The organism is Streptococcus agalactiae (genome assembly GCF_949788565.1).
GTDB classification, from domain to species: domain Bacteria; phylum Bacillota; class Bacilli; order Lactobacillales; family Streptococcaceae; genus Streptococcus; species Streptococcus agalactiae.
This window is the reverse complement of sequence record NZ_OX460931.1, coordinates 363,022-386,344: the sequence shown is the minus strand read 5'-3', so window position 1 is coordinate 386,344 and position 23,323 is coordinate 363,022. Positions and strand designations below refer to the sequence as shown.

The following is a 23,323-nucleotide window of genomic DNA, read 5'->3' as shown; positions in this document are numbered from 1 at the left end:
TAATTCCTAGCTATTTTTGTAATTTAAGTACTAAAGAGAACTTACTGCCTTTTTGATACTGACTTTCGACCAAAATATCCCCATTCAGTTGATGTGCAAGTTGTCGCGCAATATAAAGACCTAGACCATGTCCTCCTGTCTTCATATTTCGTGAAGATTCTACACGATAAAGACGATTAAAAATAGAAGCAAGATCTTCATCTTTTATCCCATAGCCTTGGTCAATAATATCGATAACGATATCTTGACGATTTGAATAGGCCTTGATAGTCAAGGGACTTCCAGGATCAGAATATTTGACTGCATTGCTAATCAAATTCAATAAAATTCGTGATAATTTATCATATTGACTAGATAATTTCGAAACATCTGGCGCAACATCAATCATTACTTGGCGATTTTCTTTTTCAAACACCAATTGAAATTCAGATAAAATATCAATCAGTAGTTTATCCAGATAAATTGTTTCTTCTTTATGAGGTTCAGCCGTGTCTGACATAGTCTCTAATGTAATAAAACTTAATTCTTCAACCAGATAGTTAAGACGGTTTGTTTGACGAGAAATGGTATTGAGATAATAGTTAACTTCTTCTTCAGATATAATACCATCTAAAATACCTTCTACTGTTGATTGTATAGAAGTAATTGGAGTCTTGATATCATGTGAAAGTTGTGCAATCATCATTGTTTTTTCGCGTTCACTCTCGTTTAGAGATTTAAACGTTGACTCTAACTCCGAAGACATTTGGTTAAAGGCTGTCTCTAAATCCTTGAATTCTTGTGGTGAACAAATTTGTGCTTTTGTATCAAAACATCTTTGAGAAATATCCTTCATTTTTTGTTTTAACTTTTTCAAAGATGTAAATACACTTGATAATAAGAACAAATTAACTATACCACCTACAATACAGGCAATAATTGTAACTGAAAGGATGTAGTAAACACCTCGAGTCTCAATCAGCATATGATTAAGCCCAAAGAAAACACCTGCTACAGTTATTAACATAGAAATAAGGTAACCAATAACAATATAATATTTTAATTTCATTTTATTCCTCTAATTTATACCCTAATCCCCAAACTGTTTTGATAGTTGGGGTATTGTCTGTACTAAATTTAGCAAGGTCATTGCGTAAGGCATGGATATGAACATTCAAAGTATTAGTGTCATCTAAAAATTCTTCGCCCCAGACACGTTCATAAAGCTCTGTTTTTGAAAAAACACGATTCAAATGATTTGCTAATATCCAAAGCAAGTCAAATGATTTATTGGTTAAGGAAATTGTATTGCAGTCCACCATTACCAAACGTTGTTTTTGGTCGATAACCAAATCACCAATCGTCAACACTTCAGATTGTTGATGATTCCCATAGATACGTCTTAGAATATTTTTAACACGTAAAACTAATTCCCTAGGACTGAAAGGCTTGGAAATAAAGTCATCTGCACCCATACTCAAAGAGTAAATTTTATCTGGTTCAGATACTTTAGCGGTTATAAAGAGAAAAGGTTGGTTGGGTTCTCGAACTAGAACTTCACTAATAAAATCATAGCCATCCATTTTAGGCATCATAATATCACTAATAATTAGGTCAAAACGATTCTCATCTACCTCTTTGAGTGCTTCTATGCCATCCGCAGCTACTGACACTTCATATCCTGCTTGCTCTAGATAACGTCTATTAATATCAATAATTTCAAATTCATCGTCAACTAATAATAATTTTTGTGTCATTCTACTCTCCTAATGAGTCAAAATAGTGCTATACCTCTAGTATAACACTATTTTACCACGATAACCCTCAATAATTTTAAACAAATTTGGTGTTCTGAATTAAATACTATCCCTATCTTTGTTTAGATTTTTTAAGGCCTAGCGCAGTTAGACCTGTCGCAAAGGCTAGACTAAGCATACCTAGCACACCTACATTTTGTTGCTTTGTTTCACCTGTATTAGGTAAATTTTTAGACATCATAGACATTTTTTTACCAGCTTTATCATTTGATTTGGCTTGTGATGACATTTGCATATTAGCTGACATCTTGTTGTTAGACATCATCATACCGGTATTTATTTTAGATGAAGTCATTTCTTTCTTCATAGGCATTGTCATCTTATCTTTTTTCATCATCATTGATGTGCTATTCATATCTTTTTTAGCGACATTAATATGAATCATCACTGTCTTTTGTCCTAAAATAGTATTCATATCAACTTTGCCATCTTTCGTACCATAAATAGTGATAGTTGCTTGATAAGTATGGCTTCCATTTGCCTTAATTTGATCTAAGAGAGCTTGGCCTTTTTTACCGGCTGTATTGCCATTAAGAGAGACTTGGTAGAAGTATTTACCCTTAGTTAAATCTTTTAACGGTAATAATGGACTATTTTTACCAACACCATTGTCTGACCATTTTGCTCCCTCTGAAGCTTTAAGGATTAAACGCGTTAACATGCCATCCCCACCAAACGCTTCATATGGAATCGTTTCGTTAACACCTGCTAAAAATGGACCTTTAGCTTTTGCAGCACTAACATATTTTGCTGGGACGTCTACTTTTTCTTTAAAGGCCATCTTTAGAGAATTTTTTACTTCCATATCAGTTGTAATGTGAGGAATGTTAATGGTTACCATTTTTTGGCTAATCATGTTTTTTAAATCAACTTTACCATCTTTAGCACCATAAACTCTAATTGTGGCTTGGTAGCTATGTTTATCATTAGCTTTAATTTGATCTAAGAGAGCTTGTCCCTCTTTACCTGTCGTATTACCATTTAAAGAAACTTGATAGAAATATTTACCTTTAGTTAAGCCTTTCAATGGTAATAATGGACTATTTTTATCAACACCATTATCTGACCATTTTGCTCCTTCAGAAGATTTAAGGATTAAACGCGTTAACATGCCATCTCCACCAAACGCTTCATATGGAATCGTTTGATTTACACCTGCTAGAAATGGGCCATTCCCTTTTGCTGCATTAACATAATGAGCCGGAACGTCTACTGTCTGTTTAAAAGCAGTATCAGTTGATTTCTTTACCTCATCTACACTAGTCGTTTTGGTCATCGCTACAGGTGTCGGCGTTGCCATCATTTTTCTAACAGAGGTAGCCACCATCATAGGTTTGTCACTCGTTTTTTCAACTTTTGCCATATTTTGCATTTTAGGCATTTCTGAACTTGTCTCCATCGTAGTAACTTTTGATAATGCCTTATCAGTACTACTTTCTACATTTGTAGAAGTGTTAGCTGTTGGAGCTGTAATGGTTGTTTTAGGTTGGGACATCTCATCTGCTGAAACAATATGAGATTGCCCTAAAGCAACAATGCTTCCACTAGCAATCATTACAGATGCAGCTCCAACTTTCAATCGGCGAATTGACCATTTATTGTATTGTGATATTTTCATAAGGGATTCCTCTTTCTTTTTGTTAATGAGAGTATACCAACAAAAAATAAATCATTTTTTAAGCAATTATAAATTATTTCTTAATTATTACTTAGTAAAACTTAAACTTTTTCTCTTAGTCTATAAACAAAAAAAGATTGAACAATTACGTTTCAATCTTTTTTATATTTATCCTTACGCTTCCTCTGACACTCCGGACAGATACCATAAGCTACTAACTGAACTCTAGTCACTTCAAAACCTGTTTGTTGGTGTGCTTCTCTAGAAATATCCAATAAGTCAACATCGACAAAATCAACGATTTTCCCACAATCTTCACAGGCAATGTTTAGGTGCTGATGCCCCATAAAATCATAATAAGTTGTACTATAATTGCAAAGTTTTAGCTCTGTCACAAACCCCTCATCCACAAGGACCTTAAGGTTATTGTAAACTGTTGCCAAGCTCATGTTAGGATATTCTGGTAATAAATCATTGTAAATCTTTTCTGCACTCGGATGCTCACGACTATTAACCATATAGGAAATAATAGCTTTTCGAGTCTCAGTAATTCGAATACGTTTTTCACGGAGATGCTCTAGGACGTTTTCATAAGCATCGAGAGGTCTATGACCATGTGAATGACTGTCCATAGGACTCCTTTCCAGCACGAACTTTAATTTAGCATGGTTATTATAGCATAATTTATATTATTTGCCTATTAAACACGGTAATTAGTTAGTTTCTGAGTGTAATTTTTGGCATTCAACTTTCAGACATTTATTCATGACAATCTGTTTGTGTCCTGCTTGCTTTAGAATTGTCTCTGCTTCTTGACTTTCAAGTCCAAGCTGAGCCCAGAAAATATCAGCGTCTACTTCTAAAAATTCTCTTGCAATATCAGGTAAATACTCGCTACGTCGAAAAATATTAACAATATCAATATGTTCAGTGACATCCTTAAGTGAGGCATATGTCATTTGCCCAAGTATTTTCTGTCCTGCATTTTTAGGATTAACTGGAATAATTTGATAACCTGCTTCTTGCATTATTTTTGATACTTGATAAGCTGCAGTTTCTTGACGGTCTGACAGTCCTACAACTGCGATGGTCTTTGCTTTTGTTAAATAATTTTTTAACATAAAATCACTTGGATTTTGAAAATGATAAACCATATTAATGACTCCTTTACGTATGTTGTCCACTACTTCGCTTCATACCAAGTCTCACCTGCGTTCTCATCTGCAATCAAAGGTACCGATAAACTAATTGCTGACTCCATTGTTTTTGTAACCAACTCCCTGATTGCTCCTATCTCCTCGTTAGGGACTTCAAGTACAATTTCATCATGAACTTGCAACAGCATTTTTGATTTATAACCACCTTTATCAAGTACCCTATCTAAATTTATCATTGCAATTTTAAGAATATCAGCTGCACTTCCTTGGATTGGTGAATTGATTGCTGTGCGCTCTGCAAATTGGCGAATGTTAAAATTACGAGAATTAATATCTGGTAATGAACGACGACGATGGAAAAGTGTTTCAACGTAACCCTTATCTTTTGCTTCACGAACAACTGTTTCCATATAGTTTTTTATTCCAGGATAACGCTCAAAATAGGTGTCAATATATTGCTTCGCTAGTTTACGAGGTATTCCTAAATTATGCGATAGACCAAAATCTGAAATACCATAAACAATTCCAAAATTAACAGCCTTAGCATTTCGACGATCATTGGGAGTGACATTCTCAGGTTTTTCGATACCAAAAACACGCATAGCTGTTGAAGTATGAATATCAGCTCCCTCTTTAAAGGCAGCGATCAAATGTTCGTCTTTTGAAATATGTGCTAACACGCGCAATTCTATTTGAGAATAATCTGAACTCAATAAAACAGCATTGTCTTCTGATGGAACAAAAGCTTTTCGGATAAGCCGTCCTTGCTCTAGTCTAACTGGTATATTTTGAAGGTTTGGGTCAGAACTTGAAAGACGACCTGTCTGAGTCAAATCTTGAACATAACGTGTATGAATTTTACCATCTTCTAAAATATAATCTTGTAAACCAATAATATAGGTTGATTGCAATTTAGTGATTTGACGGTACTCTAAAATTTTAGTTACAAGAGGAGAAATCGGAGCTAAGCGCTCTAATACATCTACTGCAGTTGAATAACCTGTTTTTGTTTTTTTAGTCATTTCTACAGGAAGACCTAACGTTTCAAACAACAACTTTCCTAACTGTTTTGGAGAATTAATATTAAACTCTTGCCCAGCCAATTCATAGATTTCTTGTGTTAATGTTTCGATGACTTTTTGATTTTCAATGGCCATTTCATTCAAGGTATTTTTCTTAACCTTAATACCTCGAATTTCCATTTTAGCTAAAACATTCGCTAAAGGTTGCTCCATTTCAAACAGCAATTCTTCTTGCTCATTAGCTTTAAGCTGTTGCATAATATTAGCCTCAGAATCCACTAAAACTTTTACTTTTTTAGCTAGATGCTCAAGAAATCGTGTTTTTTCTGGTATAGCGCGTTTAGCACCTTTCCCATAAACAGCATCATCAGTATCCAGTGGCAGATTTGTATATAACCTAGCAATTGTTGATACTAGATTATCCTCAGTAGTAGACAAAAGGTACTTGGCCAATCTAGTATCAAAGGCTGGCTCTGGTAAATCAATATTAAAACGATTTAAAAGGACCTTACTTCTTTTAAAATCATAAGTTTTGATAGGTTTTGATAAAGCTTTTTTAAATAAAGCTTCTTGCAATAACGATACATTACTAGTAGCGTAGATTGTATCGCTATTTCCCCAAGCTATCCCAATTAAATCTTCTACATGGTAGTTATCACCCAACATCTCAAAGTAATAAAAATCATTATCGGAGAACATTTCTGTTTTTAATTGCTCCACTTCAGTAAAGTCAACCTCAAAATCTTCCTGACTTGTCTCCTCACCCAGAGCTGCTTTAAACTGTTTAAAATCCATCTCATCATAAAATTGAGACAAGGCTTTTATATCTTGCGGTCCACTATAAAGGATATCTTCTAAGCCGATTGTTATAGGTGATGCTATGTTGATTGTAGCTAGGGTCTTTGATAAGAAAGCTTGCTCCTTATCATTGATAAGGTTTTCTTTCATCTTAGACTGTTTCATAGCCTCAATATTTTCATAGATCCCTTCTAAGGAACCATATTCTGATAGCAACTTCAAGCCAGTTTTTTCACCGATTTTAGTAACCCCAGGAATATTATCTGATTTATCTCCCATCAAAGCTTTTAAATCAATAAATTGACTCGGCGTAATTCCCATTTTTTCCATAAGGTAAGCTGGCGTGAATTCTTCAAACTCAGCAACTCCCTTTTTAGAGATTTCTACTACCGTGTTAGTGTCTGTTAATTGAATTAAATCTTTATCCCCAGAAACCACCGTTATATCAAAATGTTCATTACTAGCTTCGGCTTGTTTTGCAAGAGTACCAATGATATCATCGGCTTCATAATGTTCCAATTCATAATGTTTGATGCCTAAGACATCTAATTGTTGACGAATGTAAGGAAATTGTTCACGAAATTCATCCGGAGTTTTAGCACGCCCACCTTTATAATCTGCATACATTTCCGTACGGAAAGTAGTTTTTCCGGCATCAAAAGCCACTAAAATATGACTAGGCTGGACACGACCTAAAATATGATTCAACATCAAATGGAAACCATATATGGCATTAGTATGAAGTCCAGAATTGTTTTTAAAGCGGTCAATTTGATTATAAAGAGCAAAAAAAGCACGAAAGGCTACAGATGAGCCATCAATTAAAAGTAATTTATTCTTGTTTGTCATAGGTCTATTATAGCATAAGCTATCTGTAAACTTCTGAATTTTGTTAGTTTATTAAACAAAAGAACCCTAAACAAACAGTGTTTAAAGTTCCCTTTATTATTCTATATCTATTTTAACGTAAAGCATAGTCATAAATAGCTTTAGCAACCCCTGCTTTGTTATTATCCACCGTTATATATTTACATCTAGATTTAATCTCATCTGATGCATTGCCCATAGCAACGCTATTGGGAACTAAATCTAATAATTCAATATCGTTAGGAGCATCACCGATGGCCATAACTTGATTAATATCCAGTCCTAATTTTGCTATCAAGGATTTTAAGCCTCTTGCTTTTGTTACTCCTTGAGGCATAATCTCATAAATATAGTCTTGGCTTCGAACTCCACTAAATTTCGAGATTAAGGCTTCTTCAACAGCTTCTTGAAAAGCAGTTACATCTGCATCTAATCCCATGTACATTGCTTGAAAGACAATTTCTTCTTGATTGCGAAGAGCATCTAAACTTGTTGACTTTGCTTTTGTAAAAACTAAATCAGCATCATAAGCAACAATTTCAGGAACTTCCTCTCCAACAGCGTAAAATGTATTTTCAGCTGTTAATGTTAAACAAACGTTGGGAAATTCTTTAACAACCTCCTCAAGAAAGATGAGTTCATCATGTGTTAAAGTTGCAGAATCAATCAATTGCCAATCTTTCGTGCTATAAGTGCTACAACCATTATTCATGATAATATACTCCTCTTTTGTTAAACCTAGTTCATTAAAATAAGGAAGTATACCTGACATCGGTCGCCCAGTACACAGTACAATTTTAATACCTGCTTGAGTTGCTTCTTTAATAGCTTGGATATTTTCCTTTGGAATTTTCTTTTCATCATTTAAAAGCGTTCCATCCATATCAATAGCAATTAATTTTATCATCTTTTTCTCCTCTATCATTTCTTACGTGGTCTGACAACTGGCAAGTGCCATTGTTTCTTATAACCCAACATCCTTAGGCTAGTTACAACTAACACTAACAAATAATAGTCAGTTGTTGTTTTAGCAATTTTAAAATATAAAATGATCCCCACTAATATTGACCAACCTGCATATATTTCACTTCTTAGTACTCCAGGTTTTCGGCCAGCCAGAACATCTCTGACAATACCACCACCTGCACCAGTTAGTACTGCTGCGACAATGACAGCACTAAGAGGTTGATGAGATTGAGTCGCATATAGTGCTCCTTGAACACTAAACGCTGCTAACCCAATAGCATCTGATACAACTTCGGCATCCCGTCCCTTACCACTCAACAAATTAGGGAAAATCATAATAAATAAAATAGCTGCTGCTGCTGCATAAAAAGCAATTCCTTGACTCCAAAGTGTTTCAATAGGCAAGCCAATTAGTACATTTCTAATAGCTCCACCACCAAATGCCGTTACAAAACCTAAGATAAAAAGCCCTAGAATATCAAATTCTTCCTCAATCGCCACAATAGCTCCCGAACTTGCAAAAGCTACGGTTCCAACCAAACTTAAAATGTTCCAAATATCAATTGACATCTGCACTCCTCACAACTAATTCTATTCTAGTTTATCATTTTTAGAATAAAAAAGAAGTGAGAAACTGCTCAAATTAAGAAATTAAAAGCTGTAACCACTTCTTTAGTTATTAATTTATTTCCTCTTCTAGTGAATACTTTGTGTCTTTTAAAGAACGTTTTAAAAGCCATTTGAATGTTTTTCCACTTACGACAACTTGATTTTTAGTCAAATCAACATTAACCTCGTCAACACCAATCACACTTGATAACTTATCAGAAACTGTTTTGGCACAACCATCACATTTCATGCCACTAACTCGATAGGTATGTTTCATATTCTTCTCCCTTCATAAAAATTCAGTCTTATTATCTTTATTATTTTAAGACTTTTAAGCGAAGTGCGTTTAAAACTACTGAAACTGAACTAAACGCCATAGCTAAGCCTGCCAACATAGGATTGAGTAAGGGACCACCAAAAAGATGTAAAACACCCATTGCCACTGGAATCGCTAAAACGTTATAAAAGAAAGCCCAAAATAAATTTTCCTTAATAATTTGAATCGTTTGTTTACTGATAGTCATTGCTTTTAAGAGATCTGTTAACTCAGGTTTCATCAACACGATATCTGCTGATTCAATAGCAATATCTGTTCCAGAACTCATAGAGATACCTACATCACTGCTAGCTAGCGCAGGAGCATCATTGATGCCATCACCAACCATCGCAATCTGTCCGCCTTTTTCTTTAAGTTCTAAAATAACGTTTGCTTTCTGATCAGGTAAAACTTCTGAAACAACTGTCGTGATACCCAATTTTTGTGCTATGGCATCTGCACTAGCCTTATTATCACCAGTAAGTAAAACTAAATTAAATCCTAATCTTTGTAACTGCTTAACTGTTTCTTGGCTATCTGTCTTTAGCTGGTCCGTTAAAGTTATTAAACCGCTCAACACTCCATTTTCGGAAACGTAAACCACAGTTTGTGCTTCTTCTTGAGCTATTTCTATATCAGCCTTTGCTAAATCTAAATTAACATCATTCTTAGTCATTAAGTTAGCATTACCTACAAGCATAGTTTTACCATTAATAGTTGCACTCAAACCGTAACCCAAAATATTTTTAAAAGCCATGACTTCCCTTAAGGGAAGTTCTTTCTCTTTTGCTTTATTAACAATTGTTTGGCTAAGTGGATGATTTGAAAGTTTTTCTACTGATGCTACCTGACCTAAAAACTCCTCTTTATCTCCCCCATATGTTTTGATAGCAACTACTTCTGGTTTCCCTTTGGTCAAGGTTCCTGTTTTATCAAAAACTATTGTATCAATGTGGTGAGCCTTTTCCAACACTTCACCACCTTTAAATAAAATACCATTCTCAGCTGCTTTACCACTAGCCACCATAATAGCTGTAGGAGTTGCCAACCCTAAAGCACATGGACAAGCAATCACTAAGACTGCAATCATAATCTTCAGAGAGAAGGCAAAACTTTGCCCCAGAATTAAGTACCAACTCAAGCCTGATAAAATTGCAATGACAATAACAAAAGGGACAAAGACTCCTGATACTTTGTCTGCTAAGTTAGCAATTGGAGCCTTACTTGTCTGTGCAGCTTCTACTAAGTTAATAATTTGTGATAGAAGGGAACCGCCAGCTTCTTTTTCAACGAAAATCGTTAAGCTACCTTGCCCATTAATGCTGGCACCGTAAACCTTACTACCAACCTTTTTTTCAACTGGAATACTTTCACCTGTTAACATGGATTCATCAATACTTGATTCTCCTGCTACAACATGGCCATCAAGAGGAATTTTTTCTCCAGGTTTGACAAGAATTGTTTCACCTATTTTAACTTTATCCAAAGGAACCATATAGTCTTCACCATCTTTGATAACTCTTGCTTCTTTTGCTGATAAAGTTAATAATTTTTCAATCGAGGCCGAAGTACGCCCTTTGGATAATATTTCAAAATATTTTCCTAGAGTAATAAGTGTTAAAATAACTGCAACAGATTCGAAATAAAGCTGGTGAGCGTAGTGTATGTCACCCTGTAATATTTCGTACAATCCATATAAGCTATAAATGAAAGCCGCTGTTGTGGCTATAGCAACTAATGAATCCATATTGGGATGCCTTTTAAAAAGTGCTTTAAAACCATTTTGGTAAAAGATACGCCCAAAATACATCACCGGTAGTGTTAACAATAATTGTATCATACCATAGTTTAGAGGTCCCTTATCTGGCATCAAAAATGATGGTAACCATAAGTTAATCATTGGTCCCATGGAAATATAGAGAAGAGGTATAGTTGCAACTGCTGACATCCAAAAGCGATGCCACATCTTTTCAATGGCTAATTGGTGCCGTTCAGATTGGCTTTTAGAAGTTTCCTCTTTGAAAAGCGATGCTTCGTATCCACTCTCAGAAACACACTCTTCAATCACATTTGGCGATAAGGTTGTATCATCAAACGTAACTGTCATTTTCTCTGTTGCTAAATTTACTACTGCACTATCCACATGGTCTAACTTGTTGACAGCTTTTTCTATCGTTAAAGCACAAGATGCACAAGTCATCCCATCAATCAAAAATGTTTCTTTTCTATTAGCCATATTTTCTCCTTTCTAATGGCATTGACACTGACCAGGAATGCAATTACAAGCTACACGTTCAAGTGTTTTGCCTTTCTTAGCTTCTAGTGATGATTGCAAATTTAATCGATCCTTCTCTGTCATTGGTATACTTTCCAATAAGTGTCTAACAATAGCAACATGTTTGGTCTGGCAAACTTTTTGAAATACACTATCTACCTCTGACATCATAGCTAAATCTTCATCAATTAAAGGAGAATAGCTAAATCCTTTTCCCATTTTTTCTCTGCTCACGTAGCCTTTATCTAAGAGCCTTCTTAATAAGGTTTTGACAGTTGAAGGAGTCCAATCATACTTCTCTAGTAAAACTGCTAGTATCTCATTACTGGTTGTATTCTGCTGTGCCCAAACCACTCTCATAATTTCCCATTCTGCGCTTGAAATAGTCATTTTCTCACCTCTTTCGATTTACGTTTGTAAACCAATTTTAGCAAATAAATCTACATTTGTAAACCGAAAAACATTTCTCATCTTTCTTTATTCTATTGACAAAGATGTTGGTTTTATTATAATAATATTACACAAAAATAACATTATATTAAGGAGAATACCTTGAAACCGTCCTTCAAAAAACTATTGCTACTATTTAGTATTATCACCATTTTATCCATCGCCTGTACACCACATGCAAAAGCAAGTGGGCGTTCATGGAAAAGTTGGTTTATCGAACAATACTTTTGGCTAAAGCGCGATAAAAGTTATTATAAAGTTCAAGATGAAAGCTCATTTCAAAAGTACTTAAATGCTAGCCGTGAACAATCTGATAAGGGTTATTACTTAGACCCAAACTCTGTTAATGGAGGGCTTGTTCAAGAGAGACTTTTTGATATGCAAGTCTATTCTTGGAATGACAACGGTAAAGCTAATCAAAAGACCATTTTCTATTTAGCTGGTGGCTCTTACTTAAATAATCCAACGCCTTACCATATCAGCATGCTTAAGACGCTCTCAACTAGTCTTGATGCAAAAATTATTTTACCAATTTATCCAAAAACTCCTCGTTATACCTATGATTATGCTATCCCTAGATTGGTTAACCTTTATAGACACTTTCATGAAAAAAACGCTAATCTCACTTTGATGGGTGATTCAGCTGGCGGAGGATTAGCACTAGGATTAGCGCATGCATTGTCTCACCAATCAGGGCAAGAGGCTATTCCTCAACCTAAAAATATTATCCTCTTATCTCCATGGCTAGATGTGACAATGAAACATCCAGAAATTCCCAAATACGAAGATACTGATCCTATCCTATCTGCTTGGGGTCTCGCACGTGTAGGTGAAATTTGGGCAAATGGTTCTAATAATACTAACCATACATATGTTAGTCCTAAAAATGCCCCTGCTACTAAACTCGCTCCTATTACGTTATTTACTGGAACACGAGAAATATTCTTCCCAGATATTCGCGATTATGCTGCACAACTCCAAGCAGCTAATCACCCCGTTAACTATATTGCACAAGAGGGAATGAATCATGTTTATCCAATTTACCCTATTGAAGAAGCTAAAACAGCACAGTATCAAATGATTGATATCATCAATAAAACTCCTTAATACTAGCTATCTCAACTCTAAAGCTATAAAAAATAAACCATGATTTTGACATGGTTTATTTTTTATTATTCTTAATCTTGATTCTAATCTTTTTTATCTAGATTGCGCAACATTTCATCAATCTTATTTCCGTATTCAATAGATTCATCTTTAACAAATTGTAAATCTGGTATTTTATACATAGTAAGGTTTTTGCCAAGTTCACGCTTAATAGTACCAGTTGCTTTTTCTAAACCAATTTGTGCTTTTTGATTATCAGAAGCAAGTGTCGAATGAATAGTATAAAATACTTTAGCCATTGAAAGGTCACCCAACATCTGAACATCAGTAATTGTGACATCTTGTACACGTGGATCATTAACTCGGAGACGCAAAATCTCATTGACTTCACGTTTAATTTCCATTCCAACGCGATCAATACGATGATTAGCCATAATTAATCCTTTCTTCATTGTGCTCATAACTTGAAAGCTAGGACGAGCCTAGCCATAATTTTGTATTTCCCTACCAACTAAAGATACAAGTTGAGTTTCTCATAGGGGTTATTTACGTTTAATTTCTTCCATAATGTATGCTTCAATAGTGTCATCTTCTTTGAGATCGTTATAATTCTCAATCATTAGACCACCTTCTTGAGCATTGCCGACTTCTTTAACATCATCTTTATAGTGTTTAAGACTTGCTAATTTACCATCAAAAATGACAACACCATCACGGATAACACGAACACTTGAATCACGAGTAACTTTACCATTGATAACCATAAATCCACCAATAGTTCCCACTTTTGAAACTTTAAAGGTCTCACGAATAATGGCTTCACCAAGGATTTTTTCTTGGTATTCAGGATCAAGTTTACCTTTCATCGCTTCTTCAACTTCTTCGATAACTTTATAGATAATGCTATGTTGACGAATTTCGACATCATCAGCATCTGCTTGTTGACGAGCTTGTGGAGTAGGGCGTACGTTAAATCCTATAATAACAGCATTTGATGCTTCAGCAAGTGTTACATCAGACTCATTAATAGCACCAACTGCTGAGTGAACAACGTTAACTTTTACTCCTTCAACATCAATCTTAAGGAGAGAAGCTGCAAGTGCTTCTACAGAACCTTGCACATCAGCTTTGATAATAACATTAACTGACTTAACTTCACCAGCTTTAAGGGTATCAAATAAGTTCTCGAGGCTAACACGTTGCGTGTTTTGGCGTTGTTTTAAGAGAGCACGTTTTGCACGTTCTTCACCTGCAGCACGCGCAGCTTTCTCATCTGCATAAACAGCAAAATGATCACCAGCCATTGGAGCTTCGTTCAAACCAGTAATAGAAACTGGTGTAGATGGACCCGCAACTTTGACACGACGCCCAAGATCATTAGTCATCGCACGAACACGTCCAAATGTATTACCAACAACGATTGGATCTTGTACATTTAAAGTACCTTGTTGGACAAGAAGCGTTGCAACGGCTCCCTTACCTTTATCAAGACGGGCTTCAATAACAGTACCAATAGCACGAACATCTGCATCTGCTTTTAATTCTTCCATTTCAGCAACTAAAAGAACTGTCTCAAGTAATTCTTGAATATTTTTACCAAACTTAGCTGAAATTTCAACAAATTCAGACTCACCACCCCATGCAGTAGAGATGACACCATGCTCAGCTAATTCACTGATAACGCGTTCTGGATTTGCACCAGGTTTATCAATTTTGTTGATAGCAACAATAATTGGGACACCCGCAGCTTTAGAGTGATTAATTGCCTCAACTGTCTGCGGCATAACACCATCATCAGCGGCAACGATAAGGATAGTAATATCAGTTACTGATGCACCACGCGCACGCATAGAAGTAAAGGCCGCATGCCCTGGTGTATCCAAGAAAGTAATTTTCTTGCCAGCTTCTTCAATCTGATAAGCACCAATATGTTGAGTAATTCCACCAGCTTCGCCAGTAGCGACACGTGAATTACGTAGAGTATCAAGAAGAGTTGTTTTACCATGATCAACGTGTCCCATGATAGTAACAACAGGCGGACGTTCCGTTAAGTTATCAGGATTAAGGTAATCCTCATCTGCAAAGAAGCGTTCAATATCAGCTTCATCAACTTCAACCTTAGCATGTGCTTCAATCCCGTAGTCAACCATCAATAGCTCAATAGTGTCTCCATCTAATGATTGATTCTGCGTTGCCATAACTCCCATCATAAAGAGTTTTTTAACAATTTCCGCTGGTTCGCGTTTAATACGTTTTGCAATTTCCGCAACGGTCATGCCCTCAGTATATTCAAATTCTTTTGGTAATTCATGGAATTTACGCTCTGTTACTGGTTTTGGAGCTCCATTAGTCTTACCTTTTTTATTTTTCTTATTATGATTCCAGTTACTATTTCTTTGATTTCTCACTTGGTTTTGATTATTCCAGTTTTTCTTATTTTTTGTTTGCTTTTGTCCATCTTCATTTTCATTTGAAAATTGACGAGACTTATCAGAACGAGTTTGTTTTTTACGACGACTATCTGCTGTCTGTGATGGCGTAGCGGCTACTTTATTGACAATTTCTTTTACCTTAGCAACAGGTTTAGAAGCAAGTTTTTCCTTAGCTTTTTGAGCTTCTTCTTGCGCTTTTAACGCTGCTGCTTTAGCTAGTTCTTGCTCCTTAGCTGCTTGACGTTTGGCTTCTTGCTCTTCACGGAAACGCTGCTCACTATGACGTGAGTATTCAGCATTTTGCTCAGCTTTCAAAGCTGCTGCTCGAGCTTTAAAGTCAATGCGATTGCCTGCAGGTTGCTGAGGACGCGTTTGGGGTTTCTGTTTATGATCAGCATAACGCCCATCATTTTTATTACGGTTATTTTGCTGACCTTGTCGGTTATCATTACGATTACCATTTGAACGCTTTTGACCTTGATGGCGTCTGTCGTCAGAGCGTGTATCATTATGGCGATTATTCTTACGGTGATCCCCATTATGTTGACGCTTCTCCGCTTCAGCTTTAGCACGAGCCTCGCGCTCCGCCTTAAAGTTACGACTTTGTGGTTTCGGTTTAGCTACAGGTTGAGTTGAAGGTTTATCATCGGACAAGCCTTGTTTGGTTTCAACAGTTTTAGATTCTGTTTTCACACCTTGATTAGTTTGAACAGAATTTGTTGGAGCTTTAGTTTTAGAAGAGCTAAAACTCTCAACAATACGTGTAGCATCATTTTCTTCAACGCTAGAAGCATGACTTTTTACAGGTAAGCCAAGCGATTGAGCTTGCTCAACCACTTCCTTACTCGTTTTTCCAATTTCCTTAGCGATTTCGTGTAATCTTTTCTTTGACAATTGATGTCCTCCTATTCTGTTATGCCATAAGAGTCCTCATTTTCTTTGAAAATCCAGCGTCTGCGACAGCAACCACTTTTCTTGGTTTGCCTAACGCATCACTTAATTCCAGTGTTGAAAACACTGTGGAGACTTCTGTTTTGTAGTAATTACTTTTATCAGTTACTTTTTTCGTCAAATTTGGGCCAGCATCATTTGCTAGAAAGATTAGCGATACTTGTTGATTTTGAATTGCTTTAATAACCAATTCTTCACCTGTAATAAGGCGCCCCGCACGCTGTGCTAACCCAATGAGATTTAATACTTTTTCTGAATTATTCAAGGCCTAACTCTCTTCTTTTGACCTTATGGTCGACATATGCCAATAGTTCATCATAGAATTCATCAGAAACTTCCATCGAAAAACTGCGATCAAACACTCGTTTCTTTTTCGCTAGGATAGCTTCATCATTGTCCAATTTTATGTAGGCACCTCGACCATTTTGCTTTCCGGTAGGATCTATAAAAACCTGTCCTTCTTTATTTTTAACAATTCGTAAAAGATCTCGCTTATCGATCACTTCACCAGAAACAACTGATTTTCTTAAAGGTATTTTTTTTGTTTTAGCCATAAAACACCTCTCTCATTTATATTATTCTGCCTTATCTGAAATAACTTCAGATTCTTGAGCTACTTCCTCAGTTTGAAGTTCTTGCGCTTCCATTTTTTCGTATTCACTTGCAGATTTAATATCAATACGATAGCCAGTCAAATGAGCTGCTAAACGCACATTTTGTCCTCGGCGACCAATAGCTAGCGATAACTTGCTATCTGGAACAACTACAGTAGCACGTTTTGTATCTTCATCATCAAAAAGTACCATATCAACTTCGGCTGGTGCAATAGCATTGTAAATGAATTCCGCTGGATCTTCAACCCATTGAATAACATCAATGTTTTCTTCAACCGGGATCTCCAATCCTGTTTTAGCATCAACGCGTTTAGGATGGAAATTACTGATAACTTTTTTAATGTTACTTCCACCGCGTCCAACAATTGTTCCAATCGCATCAACGTTTGAATTATGACTGCGTACAGCAACTTTAGTACGATCTCCAGCCTCACGAGAGACGCTCATAATCTCAACAGTTCCATCAAATACTTCTGGAATTTCTCGCTCCATAATGCGTTTGATAAACTCTGGATGACTACGGCTAACAAAAACGTTGACTCCTTTAGGATTATTCTCCACTTTATAGACATAAACATCAATCATATCATGAGATTTAAAGCTCTCTCCAGGAATCTGATCTTGATGCGATAATTGCGCCTCAAGTGAACCGAGATTGACATAAATAAAACGTTGGTCAAATCGTTCAACAGTACCAGTCATAATTTCACCTTCGTGTTGTTTGTATTCATTGAAGGTTACTTCACGCATTTGACGACGCATTTTTTCCATAATAGTTTGTTTTGCTGACTGAGCTGCCACGCGTCCAAATTCTGTAACAGATTCCTCAAAGCGAATCTTATCACCAAGTTCATACGCTGAGCTAATAGCAAGGGCATCTTTTAGGCTAATTTCCAAACGGCTATCAAAAACTTCATCAACAACTTCACGAACAGTATAGACGGTAAAGTCTGCTTTCTTCTCGTTAAATTCAATAACGCATGATTCTGATTGACCATAACGACGCTTATAGGCAGATTTTAGTGACTCAGTAACTGCATCAATAATATCTTCTTTATTAATGTGTTTTTCTTCTTCCAAAATACGGAAGGCTTCTAGCATTTCTTTGCTCATAGTGTCCATTCTTGCTTCGCAAGAATCATCCTTTCTTAAAGTTTAACCGCAAGACGGGCTTTTGCAACCGTCTGATAGGGAATATCTACAGTTTTATGACGTGTTTTGTCCATATAATCAATTGTCAAGGTTTCACCATCAAATGATAATAAGTCACCTTCAAATATTTTAACTTTATCAATGGATTTATACAGACTTACATTGATATAAGACCCAACAGCATTTGATAATGCTTCTGCTGTTTTAAGTGGTCTTTCCAACCCAGGACTTGAGACTTCAAGCATATACTGTTCTGGAAATGGATCTGGTTGAATTGTGTCAAGTAAGGGACTTACAACGTCTGTCAATTGTGCTGTATCTTCAACCGTAATGCCTCCGGGTTTATCAATTAAAATACTGAGCACATAGTCGCCACCCATTTTTTCGTATTCTACATCTACTAATTCAAACGGTGCTTGAATAGCAGGAGTTACGACTTGAGTAACAATATCAACAATAGTTTGATTTGCGATAACAGCTACCTCTTCTTTCTAACTTGCTTTAGAACTTATAATGACTATAAATTCTATGAATCACACACATAAGAGGCGAAGTAAAACTCCGCCCCTTTCTGTATTATTTAATACTATTATAGCACAAAATACGATTATTGCAATCATTTACTTTAAATTAGCATCACCGTACACTAATCTTATATCAAAAAATTAAAATTTTGTCCTCAGTTCTTTGTAAGAGCTTAGAAAACTTTATGCTAATACTTCAAGCTCAAAGAGAAACGATGATAAAATAAAAGAAATTTTTCGAAACTTGGACTTTTGACGAGTGAAAAAGGTGAACACTTAATAAACACTGATACATTAACAAGATTAAAGGAGAGGAGGGGATTCGAACCCCCGAGCCCCCATTAGGGACTACACGCTTTCCAAGCGTGCGCACTCAGCCACTATGCGACCTCTCCATAAAGGAGTAGCAAATAACTACCCACTTACTATTTACTTATTCTAAAATCGTGCTTCTACACGATAGATAACCTGTCCTTTATTTGAAAATTTGCGTTCGTACTCAGTCATGATATTTTGCTGGTAATCACTTGCATGTAAATCTAACCAAACTTGTTTTAAAGTCATACCGTATTGAGAAAAGCTAGCAAGGCTATATTCAAATAAACCTCTATTATCTGTTTTAAAATGAATTTCCCCCTGCTCAGGAAGTATGTCTTTATAGGTATCCAAGAAAGTCTTATAGGTCAATCGACGTTTCTCATGCTTTTTCTTAGGCCATGGATCACTAAAGTTAAGATACATCAAATCAACTTCGCCAGTATCAAAGTAGTTTGATAGACTAGAACCATCAACTAATAGTAATTTGATATTCTTAGCACCGCTATCTAGAACTTTATCCAAAGCATAGGAAAGCACTGACAATTGAATATCAATTCCAATATAATTGATATCTGGATTTTGCTCTGCCATACCAGTGATAAAAGCCCCTTTTCCGGAACCAACTTCTATGTGAATGGGGTTATTATTTCCAAAAATCTCATGCCAACGCCCTTTGGCTTCTTCTGGATTTGAAATAACATAGTGAGGATTATTTTCTAAGTGTTCCTCTGCACCCTTACGTTTTCTAACTCGCATTATGCTTTTTAATTAACTCTCTAAACTTTCGTAATTCATAAATTTCTTGATTGACATGCTCCATATCTCGTTTATCAAAACATTTGATTATCTGTGATAAATATGAAAATTGCCCATACCAGATAATTTTGCTCCAGACTTTCTCATTATCTTTATAACCGTAGTAAGACAGCCAATCTTTCCAGTGTTTTTGTGGAATATAATGACTTAAAATATATGCAACGTCATACATGCGATCTGTTAAACGAACAGAATCCCAATCAACCAAATAAATTAAACCACTTGTTGTAATAACCCAGTTGCTATGTTTGATATCTCCGTGAACGATTGTTGCAACCTCTGTTCGAAACTCAGGTAAACTACGCTTTAACTCAGTCACAATAGATTGCAAATAAGTGTTTTCTCGGATTTGAATAGGAGTTTGTTTTTCCCAATCCATCAACAAATCATAAGGGTTTTCAATTTTATACCCTAATTGTAACAGTTGATTTACTAAGGGACGAGACTTGTGCAGGCGCAATAAAATATGAATAATCTGTTTACTACCCATATCTTCTTTAGTCAATGTTCGACCATCTAACCATTCTTGAGCACTCATCATATCGCCATTACTTGTACGGCGTGCCCACAGTAGTTGTGGCGCAATCTGTTCCTTAGCTAAGGCTGGCAAAATAGGTGTCGTATTATATTTGACAAAGACACGTTCACCATTTGGATAAGTACCAATATAGGCTTTGCCACTTTTTCCTCTTAAGGGAGTAAGCGTCAATTCTTGATTTGATATTGTCACCAGCAGTCCCTCCTTTTCATTTAGTCGTTTCCTCTTATTTTACTTGTTTTATAGGCTTTAGTCAATCATCTTCTTTATTTTGTAAGGGATGTAATATTCCGTCACAATTAACATCAAAACTATCAATAATATAACAGGTTTCAATTCTCTTATAAGTATGCTATCAATTACTGTCACAGCATATGATAATACTCTGAGAAAACCTTTTAGCTGACTTGCTTTAGCATTTAATCTAACTGGATAGAGCTGATTCATGTATTGATAATCAAAATGGTGACCTAAAGCTAATAATTGGAACAATAATAAGTAGTTAAATACAAATGCCAGAGCAAGGGCGAGGTAGGTTTCGTTAACAAAGATGACTGATAAGATATTTAAAGTTACCAACCTTATGGTTAAACCAAGATAATCTGAGCTTCTTAGAAATGCCCTCACAAATAAGTTAGTCCATAAACGCGATGGCGTTTTAGAAATAAGTTTTAAAATACCATCTAAAAATGAACGACGTTTTACACTTGTCGAAATTCCCTTAACATTTGTAAACAAAGAGAAAAATTTTAATATACTCTGTTTTCTTTCCTGCTCATGATTTATAGCTGCATCCCAGTTCAAATTTTGATTGTTATAAAAGACCTTTACCTTGTAAGTTATCACCAACCATTTGATTATTCCTAGACCAAAAATTAACAATGTAATCATAAAAACTGACAAGCCTAACTTTATCAAAATTGGTGATATTAATACTAAAAATAAGGTTTGAATAACCAACCAAAAGATATAAGTCCGTTTTTTAGCAGAATTTATAATTTCCTTTATTGCTTCTTCTTTTATAAGTAAAAATTGTTTATCAGCCGGTTCTAAATAGCTGGCTATTCCCCCCATCGCTAGTAACATTAAGATAATGATTGACACAATCACGATAATTGGCCAATGTGTTTTTGGAAAGTCTTTTAGTAATTGGCTATACTGATATAACAAAAAACCTGACAAAAACATTAATACTAATACAAAATGATCATTAAAGACGTATCTCAAATATTTACTATTTTGAGTTAAAAAGAGACTTCGACGTTTATTAAATAACTTTTTCATATCACACCTCTTTTGTCAGAGCTATGTAGATGTCATTTAAATTAGCATTACTGTCTCCAAAAATAGCCCGTAATTCCTCTAGGGTTCCAACTGCCCGTATTTCTCCTTTATGTAAAATAACAAAACGATCACACATTTTTTCGGCAGAATCTAATACGTGCGTTGACATCAAAATAGATTTCCCTTTAGCTTTTTCTTCTGCTAGAAGATTAATCAAATCTGAAATAGCTAGTGGATCCAAACCTAAAAATGGTTCATCAACAATAAATAAACTTGGAGATACAACAAAAGCACAAATAATCATAACCTTTTGTTTCATTCCCTTTGAAAAATGCATTGGAAACCAGTCTAATTTATCTGTTAGACGAAACATCTCTAATAGTTTTTGCGCACGTTCCATAACTTCATCGGTGGCAATATCATACGCCATAGCTACCGTTTCTAAATGTTCCCTGAGAGTTAGTTCCTCATAGAGACTTGGTGTCTCAGGAATAAAGCCTATTTTCTTTCTATAAAGTTCTTGGTCGGCTTCAAGACTAATACCATCAATTGTAATATCTCCTTGATAGGGTCTCAAAATACCAATAATCTCGTTAATAGTGGTTGATTTTCCTGCACCATTAAGCCCAATTAATCCAACTAACTCTCCATCATTTACTTCAAAAGAAATATTTTTTAAAACTGGGATATTAACATACCCCCCTGTAACATTTTCAATTTTTAACATTGTCATTCTCTCTATCTTTGATATACTTCATTAACTATTATAACAAAATAAGAAAGGGAAGGTCTATTCTTATGGATAATTGTATCTTAGAATTCCCTTATAGTTTTGAAAATAACTTTAAACCTATTTTGTCCGCTTTTACATCTAATTGAAATGCCAAGCTACCCCATGCTCCCATTATGTTTACAAAAAGCACCTCCATCACTCATCGGACAAAAAAAGACACCTCAAAAAGGTGTCTTTTTAGTATCAATATAATAAATGCAAAGTAATCAGAATATTAGGCTATAAAACTATCAAACTCAATTATCAGAATAAATAACTGTATTTTTTAGTATATTCGTTGATTTTACCTTCTAATTTTTTTAGAGCAGTTCTCTTAGAAATACCCTCATCATATTTAACACCATCCAAGTCCCAAATTAGTTCTTTATGTAATTTTTCTGCTAAACTAGATTTCCCTTGCGGAAACTTAGCATCAATAAGAGCTGAAATTCTTTGATATTCTTGCTCTAGTTCTGAATACTCACTGTTTTTATTTTCAACTTCTTTTCTTAATGTGTCTAATACATAAGAATCTTGTCTTGATTTAACCTTTCTAAGTAAGGCAAGTTTTTCTTTAAAAGGTATATTTAGTTTTTTTATACGCTCCTGAAGTTCTATCTGGTTATTATAGTTATATTCCTCAGTTAAATCCATATTATTTGATCTATGTGGCTGATAGTTATTATATGTATCCGCAGTAACGCTATTATATCCTAAAAAGAGAGCAGTAAGAGCTGCAGTAGATAATATTATTTTATTTAATTTCAAAATAGTTTTCCTTCTATGATAAATCTCAATTATCATTTTTATTTTATTTATATTATTTATTATACATTTAATTAGATAAAAATGTCAATCATTATATTTAAATTTATTTTAGATACTTCCAAAATTCTAGAAATGTACTTACTCAATAATAAACATCATTAAAAATTGCAATA

22 protein-coding genes, 1 tRNA gene and 3 pseudogenes are annotated in these 23,323 nt (G+C 35.2%); 2 read left to right on the top strand and 24 right to left on the bottom strand.

The genetic code is table 11. The features are described from left to right. Nucleotides 1–10: 10 nt before the first annotated feature. The 11 genes from QOR44_RS02195 to QOR44_RS02145 form a co-directional block, all read right to left on the bottom strand. A complete protein-coding gene (locus QOR44_RS02195) occupies nucleotides 11–1,048 on the bottom strand; it encodes a HAMP domain-containing sensor histidine kinase (RefSeq protein ID WP_000770242.1) in 1,038 nt (345 codons plus the stop codon). Nucleotide 1,049: 1 nt separating this feature from the next. Then, nucleotides 1,050–1,736, bottom strand: a complete 687-nt coding sequence (locus QOR44_RS02190; RefSeq protein WP_000192298.1) for a response regulator transcription factor — start codon at nucleotides 1,734–1,736, stop codon at nucleotides 1,050–1,052. Nucleotides 1,737–1,848: 112 nt separating this feature from the next. Beyond that, on the bottom strand, nucleotides 1,849–3,414 hold the full coding sequence (pbsP, locus tag QOR44_RS02185; protein ID WP_000703869.1) for a plasminogen-binding protein PbsP: 1,566 nt from the start codon (nucleotides 3,412–3,414) through the stop codon (nucleotides 1,849–1,851). Nucleotides 3,415–3,566: 152 nt separating this feature from the next. Then, nucleotides 3,567–4,046, bottom strand: coding sequence for a peroxide-responsive transcriptional repressor PerR (gene perR, locus QOR44_RS02180; protein ID WP_000377090.1), 480 nt, complete (start codon nucleotides 4,044–4,046; stop codon nucleotides 3,567–3,569). An 81-nt stretch (nucleotides 4,047–4,127) separates the two neighbouring features. After that, nucleotides 4,128–4,568 (bottom strand): CoA-binding protein, encoded by a 441-nt coding sequence (locus tag QOR44_RS02175; RefSeq protein WP_000262487.1) that lies wholly within the window; start codon nucleotides 4,566–4,568, stop codon nucleotides 4,128–4,130. Between the two features lie 29 nt (nucleotides 4,569–4,597). Next, nucleotides 4,598–7,240, bottom strand: a complete 2,643-nt coding sequence (gene polA / locus QOR44_RS02170) for a DNA polymerase I (RefSeq protein ID WP_000182605.1) — start codon at nucleotides 7,238–7,240, stop codon at nucleotides 4,598–4,600. Nucleotides 7,241–7,352: 112 nt separating this feature from the next. Then, entirely contained in the window at nucleotides 7,353–8,165 is an 813-nt protein-coding gene (locus QOR44_RS02165) for a Cof-type HAD-IIB family hydrolase (protein ID WP_000593336.1), read from the bottom strand. Nucleotides 8,166–8,179: 14 nt separating this feature from the next. Beyond that, nucleotides 8,180–8,794, bottom strand: coding sequence for a trimeric intracellular cation channel family protein (locus tag QOR44_RS02160; RefSeq protein WP_000020721.1), 615 nt, complete (start codon nucleotides 8,792–8,794; stop codon nucleotides 8,180–8,182). A gap of 109 nt (nucleotides 8,795–8,903) precedes the next feature. Further along, complete coding sequence (locus QOR44_RS02155) at nucleotides 8,904–9,110, bottom strand: heavy-metal-associated domain-containing protein (protein ID WP_000683375.1); 207 nt, start codon at nucleotides 9,108–9,110, stop codon at nucleotides 8,904–8,906. 40 nt (nucleotides 9,111–9,150) lie between these two features. Continuing rightward, nucleotides 9,151–11,385: a heavy metal translocating P-type ATPase gene (locus QOR44_RS02150; protein WP_000013400.1), complete on the bottom strand. Its 2,235-nt coding sequence runs from the start codon at nucleotides 11,383–11,385 to the stop codon at nucleotides 9,151–9,153. Between the two features lie 12 nt (nucleotides 11,386–11,397). Further along, entirely contained in the window at nucleotides 11,398–11,814 is a 417-nt protein-coding gene (locus tag QOR44_RS02145) for a CopY/TcrY family copper transport repressor (RefSeq protein ID WP_000156042.1), read from the bottom strand. Nucleotides 11,815–11,976: 162 nt separating this feature from the next. Between QOR44_RS02145 and QOR44_RS02140 the strand changes: the two genes are divergently transcribed. Beyond that, entirely contained in the window at nucleotides 11,977–12,981 is a 1,005-nt protein-coding gene (locus QOR44_RS02140) for an alpha/beta hydrolase (protein WP_000804611.1), read from the top strand. A gap of 83 nt (nucleotides 12,982–13,064) precedes the next feature. Here the strand turns inward: QOR44_RS02140 and rbfA are convergent, their stop codons facing one another. The 12 genes and pseudogenes from rbfA to QOR44_RS02085 form a co-directional block, all read right to left on the bottom strand. Continuing rightward, entirely contained in the window at nucleotides 13,065–13,415 is a 351-nt protein-coding gene (gene rbfA / locus QOR44_RS02135) for a 30S ribosome-binding factor RbfA (protein WP_001273670.1), read from the bottom strand. 108 nt (nucleotides 13,416–13,523) lie between these two features. Then, nucleotides 13,524–16,025 (bottom strand): annotated as a pseudogene (gene infB, locus QOR44_RS02130) (translation initiation factor IF-2); the annotation flags it as partial. Between the two features lie 129 nt (nucleotides 16,026–16,154). Next, a pseudogene (locus QOR44_RS10290) lies at nucleotides 16,155–16,307 on the bottom strand (translation initiation factor IF-2 N-terminal domain-containing protein); the annotation flags it as partial. A gap of 19 nt (nucleotides 16,308–16,326) precedes the next feature. Further along, the gene (locus QOR44_RS02125; protein ID WP_001065560.1) at nucleotides 16,327–16,629 is read right to left on the bottom strand and encodes a YlxQ-related RNA-binding protein; all 303 of its coding nucleotides are present in this window, start codon (nucleotides 16,627–16,629) and stop codon (nucleotides 16,327–16,329) included. Further along, a complete protein-coding gene (rnpM, locus tag QOR44_RS02120; RefSeq protein ID WP_001140526.1) occupies nucleotides 16,622–16,918 on the bottom strand; it encodes an RNase P modulator RnpM in 297 nt (98 codons plus the stop codon). Before rnpM ends, QOR44_RS02125 begins: the two co-directional genes overlap by 8 nt. 21 nt (nucleotides 16,919–16,939) lie before the next feature. After that, nucleotides 16,940–18,091, bottom strand: coding sequence for a transcription termination factor NusA (gene nusA / locus QOR44_RS02115; RefSeq protein ID WP_000032295.1), 1,152 nt, complete (start codon nucleotides 18,089–18,091; stop codon nucleotides 16,940–16,942). Between the two features lie 35 nt (nucleotides 18,092–18,126). Further along, nucleotides 18,127–18,603: a ribosome maturation factor RimP gene (rimP, locus tag QOR44_RS02110; protein ID WP_041971671.1), complete on the bottom strand. Its 477-nt coding sequence runs from the start codon at nucleotides 18,601–18,603 to the stop codon at nucleotides 18,127–18,129. Nucleotides 18,604–18,961: 358 nt separating this feature from the next. Beyond that, nucleotides 18,962–19,049 (bottom strand) — tRNA-Ser (locus QOR44_RS02105). Nucleotides 19,050–19,092: 43 nt separating this feature from the next. Beyond that, on the bottom strand, nucleotides 19,093–19,728 hold the full coding sequence (gene trmB, locus QOR44_RS02100) for a tRNA (guanosine(46)-N7)-methyltransferase TrmB (RefSeq protein WP_001266024.1): 636 nt from the start codon (nucleotides 19,726–19,728) through the stop codon (nucleotides 19,093–19,095). Next, complete coding sequence (gene ccrZ / locus QOR44_RS02095) at nucleotides 19,718–20,518, bottom strand: cell cycle regulator CcrZ (RefSeq protein ID WP_000155919.1); 801 nt, start codon at nucleotides 20,516–20,518, stop codon at nucleotides 19,718–19,720. Before ccrZ ends, trmB begins: the two co-directional genes overlap by 11 nt. A gap of 57 nt (nucleotides 20,519–20,575) precedes the next feature. After that, nucleotides 20,576–21,610, bottom strand: coding sequence for an ABC transporter permease (locus QOR44_RS02090; protein ID WP_000732713.1), 1,035 nt, complete (start codon nucleotides 21,608–21,610; stop codon nucleotides 20,576–20,578). A gap of 1 nt (nucleotide 21,611) precedes the next feature. Next, entirely contained in the window at nucleotides 21,612–22,337 is a 726-nt protein-coding gene (locus QOR44_RS02085; protein WP_000912310.1) for an ABC transporter ATP-binding protein, read from the bottom strand. A gap of 71 nt (nucleotides 22,338–22,408) precedes the next feature. On the opposite strand from QOR44_RS02085, the pseudogene QOR44_RS02080 reads away from it, so the two are divergent. Next, nucleotides 22,409–22,595 (top strand): annotated as a pseudogene (locus QOR44_RS02080) (hypothetical protein). A gap of 51 nt (nucleotides 22,596–22,646) precedes the next feature. Here the strand turns inward: QOR44_RS02080 and QOR44_RS02075 are convergent. After that, on the bottom strand, nucleotides 22,647–23,150 hold the full coding sequence (locus QOR44_RS02075) for a hypothetical protein (RefSeq protein WP_000773453.1): 504 nt from the start codon (nucleotides 23,148–23,150) through the stop codon (nucleotides 22,647–22,649). Between the last annotated feature and the right edge of the window lie 173 nt (nucleotides 23,151–23,323).

Excerpts from the sequence above, each read along its gene's own strand:
- QOR44_RS02155 (WP_000683375.1), bottom strand. The coding sequence starts at position 9,110 with ATGAAACATACCTATCGAGTTAGTGGCATGAAATGTGATGGTTGTGCC.
- pbsP (WP_000703869.1), bottom strand. The coding sequence starts at position 3,414 with ATGAAAATATCACAATACAATAAATGGTCAATTCGCCGATTGAAAGTT.
- QOR44_RS02175 (WP_000262487.1), bottom strand. The coding sequence starts at position 4,568 with ATGGTTTATCATTTTCAAAATCCAAGTGATTTTATGTTAAAAAATTAT.
- QOR44_RS02195 (WP_000770242.1), bottom strand. The coding sequence starts at position 1,048 with ATGAAATTAAAATATTATATTGTTATTGGTTACCTTATTTCTATGTTA.
- QOR44_RS02145 (WP_000156042.1), bottom strand. The coding sequence starts at position 11,814 with ATGACTATTTCAAGCGCAGAATGGGAAATTATGAGAGTGGTTTGGGCA.
- rnpM (WP_001140526.1), bottom strand. The coding sequence starts at position 16,918 with ATGGCTAAAACAAAAAAAATACCTTTAAGAAAATCAGTTGTTTCTGGT.
- rbfA (WP_001273670.1), bottom strand. The coding sequence starts at position 13,415 with ATGGCTAATCATCGTATTGATCGCGTTGGAATGGAAATTAAACGTGAA.
- trmB (WP_001266024.1), bottom strand. The coding sequence starts at position 19,728 with ATGCGAGTTAGAAAACGTAAGGGTGCAGAGGAACACTTAGAAAATAAT.
- QOR44_RS02085 (WP_000912310.1), bottom strand. The coding sequence starts at position 22,337 with ATGTTAAAAATTGAAAATGTTACAGGGGGGTATGTTAATATCCCAGTT.
- nusA (WP_000032295.1), bottom strand. The coding sequence starts at position 18,091 with ATGAGCAAAGAAATGCTAGAAGCCTTCCGTATTTTGGAAGAAGAAAAA.
- QOR44_RS02160 (WP_000020721.1), bottom strand. The coding sequence starts at position 8,794 with ATGTCAATTGATATTTGGAACATTTTAAGTTTGGTTGGAACCGTAGCT.
- polA (WP_000182605.1), bottom strand. The coding sequence starts at position 7,240 with ATGACAAACAAGAATAAATTACTTTTAATTGATGGCTCATCTGTAGCC.
- QOR44_RS02165 (WP_000593336.1), bottom strand. The coding sequence starts at position 8,165 with ATGATAAAATTAATTGCTATTGATATGGATGGAACGCTTTTAAATGAT.
- QOR44_RS02090 (WP_000732713.1), bottom strand. The coding sequence starts at position 21,610 with ATGAAAAAGTTATTTAATAAACGTCGAAGTCTCTTTTTAACTCAAAAT.
- QOR44_RS02190 (WP_000192298.1), bottom strand. The coding sequence starts at position 1,736 with ATGACACAAAAATTATTATTAGTTGACGATGAATTTGAAATTATTGAT.
- QOR44_RS02150 (WP_000013400.1), bottom strand. The coding sequence starts at position 11,385 with ATGGCTAATAGAAAAGAAACATTTTTGATTGATGGGATGACTTGTGCA.
- perR (WP_000377090.1), bottom strand. The coding sequence starts at position 4,046 with ATGGACAGTCATTCACATGGTCATAGACCTCTCGATGCTTATGAAAAC.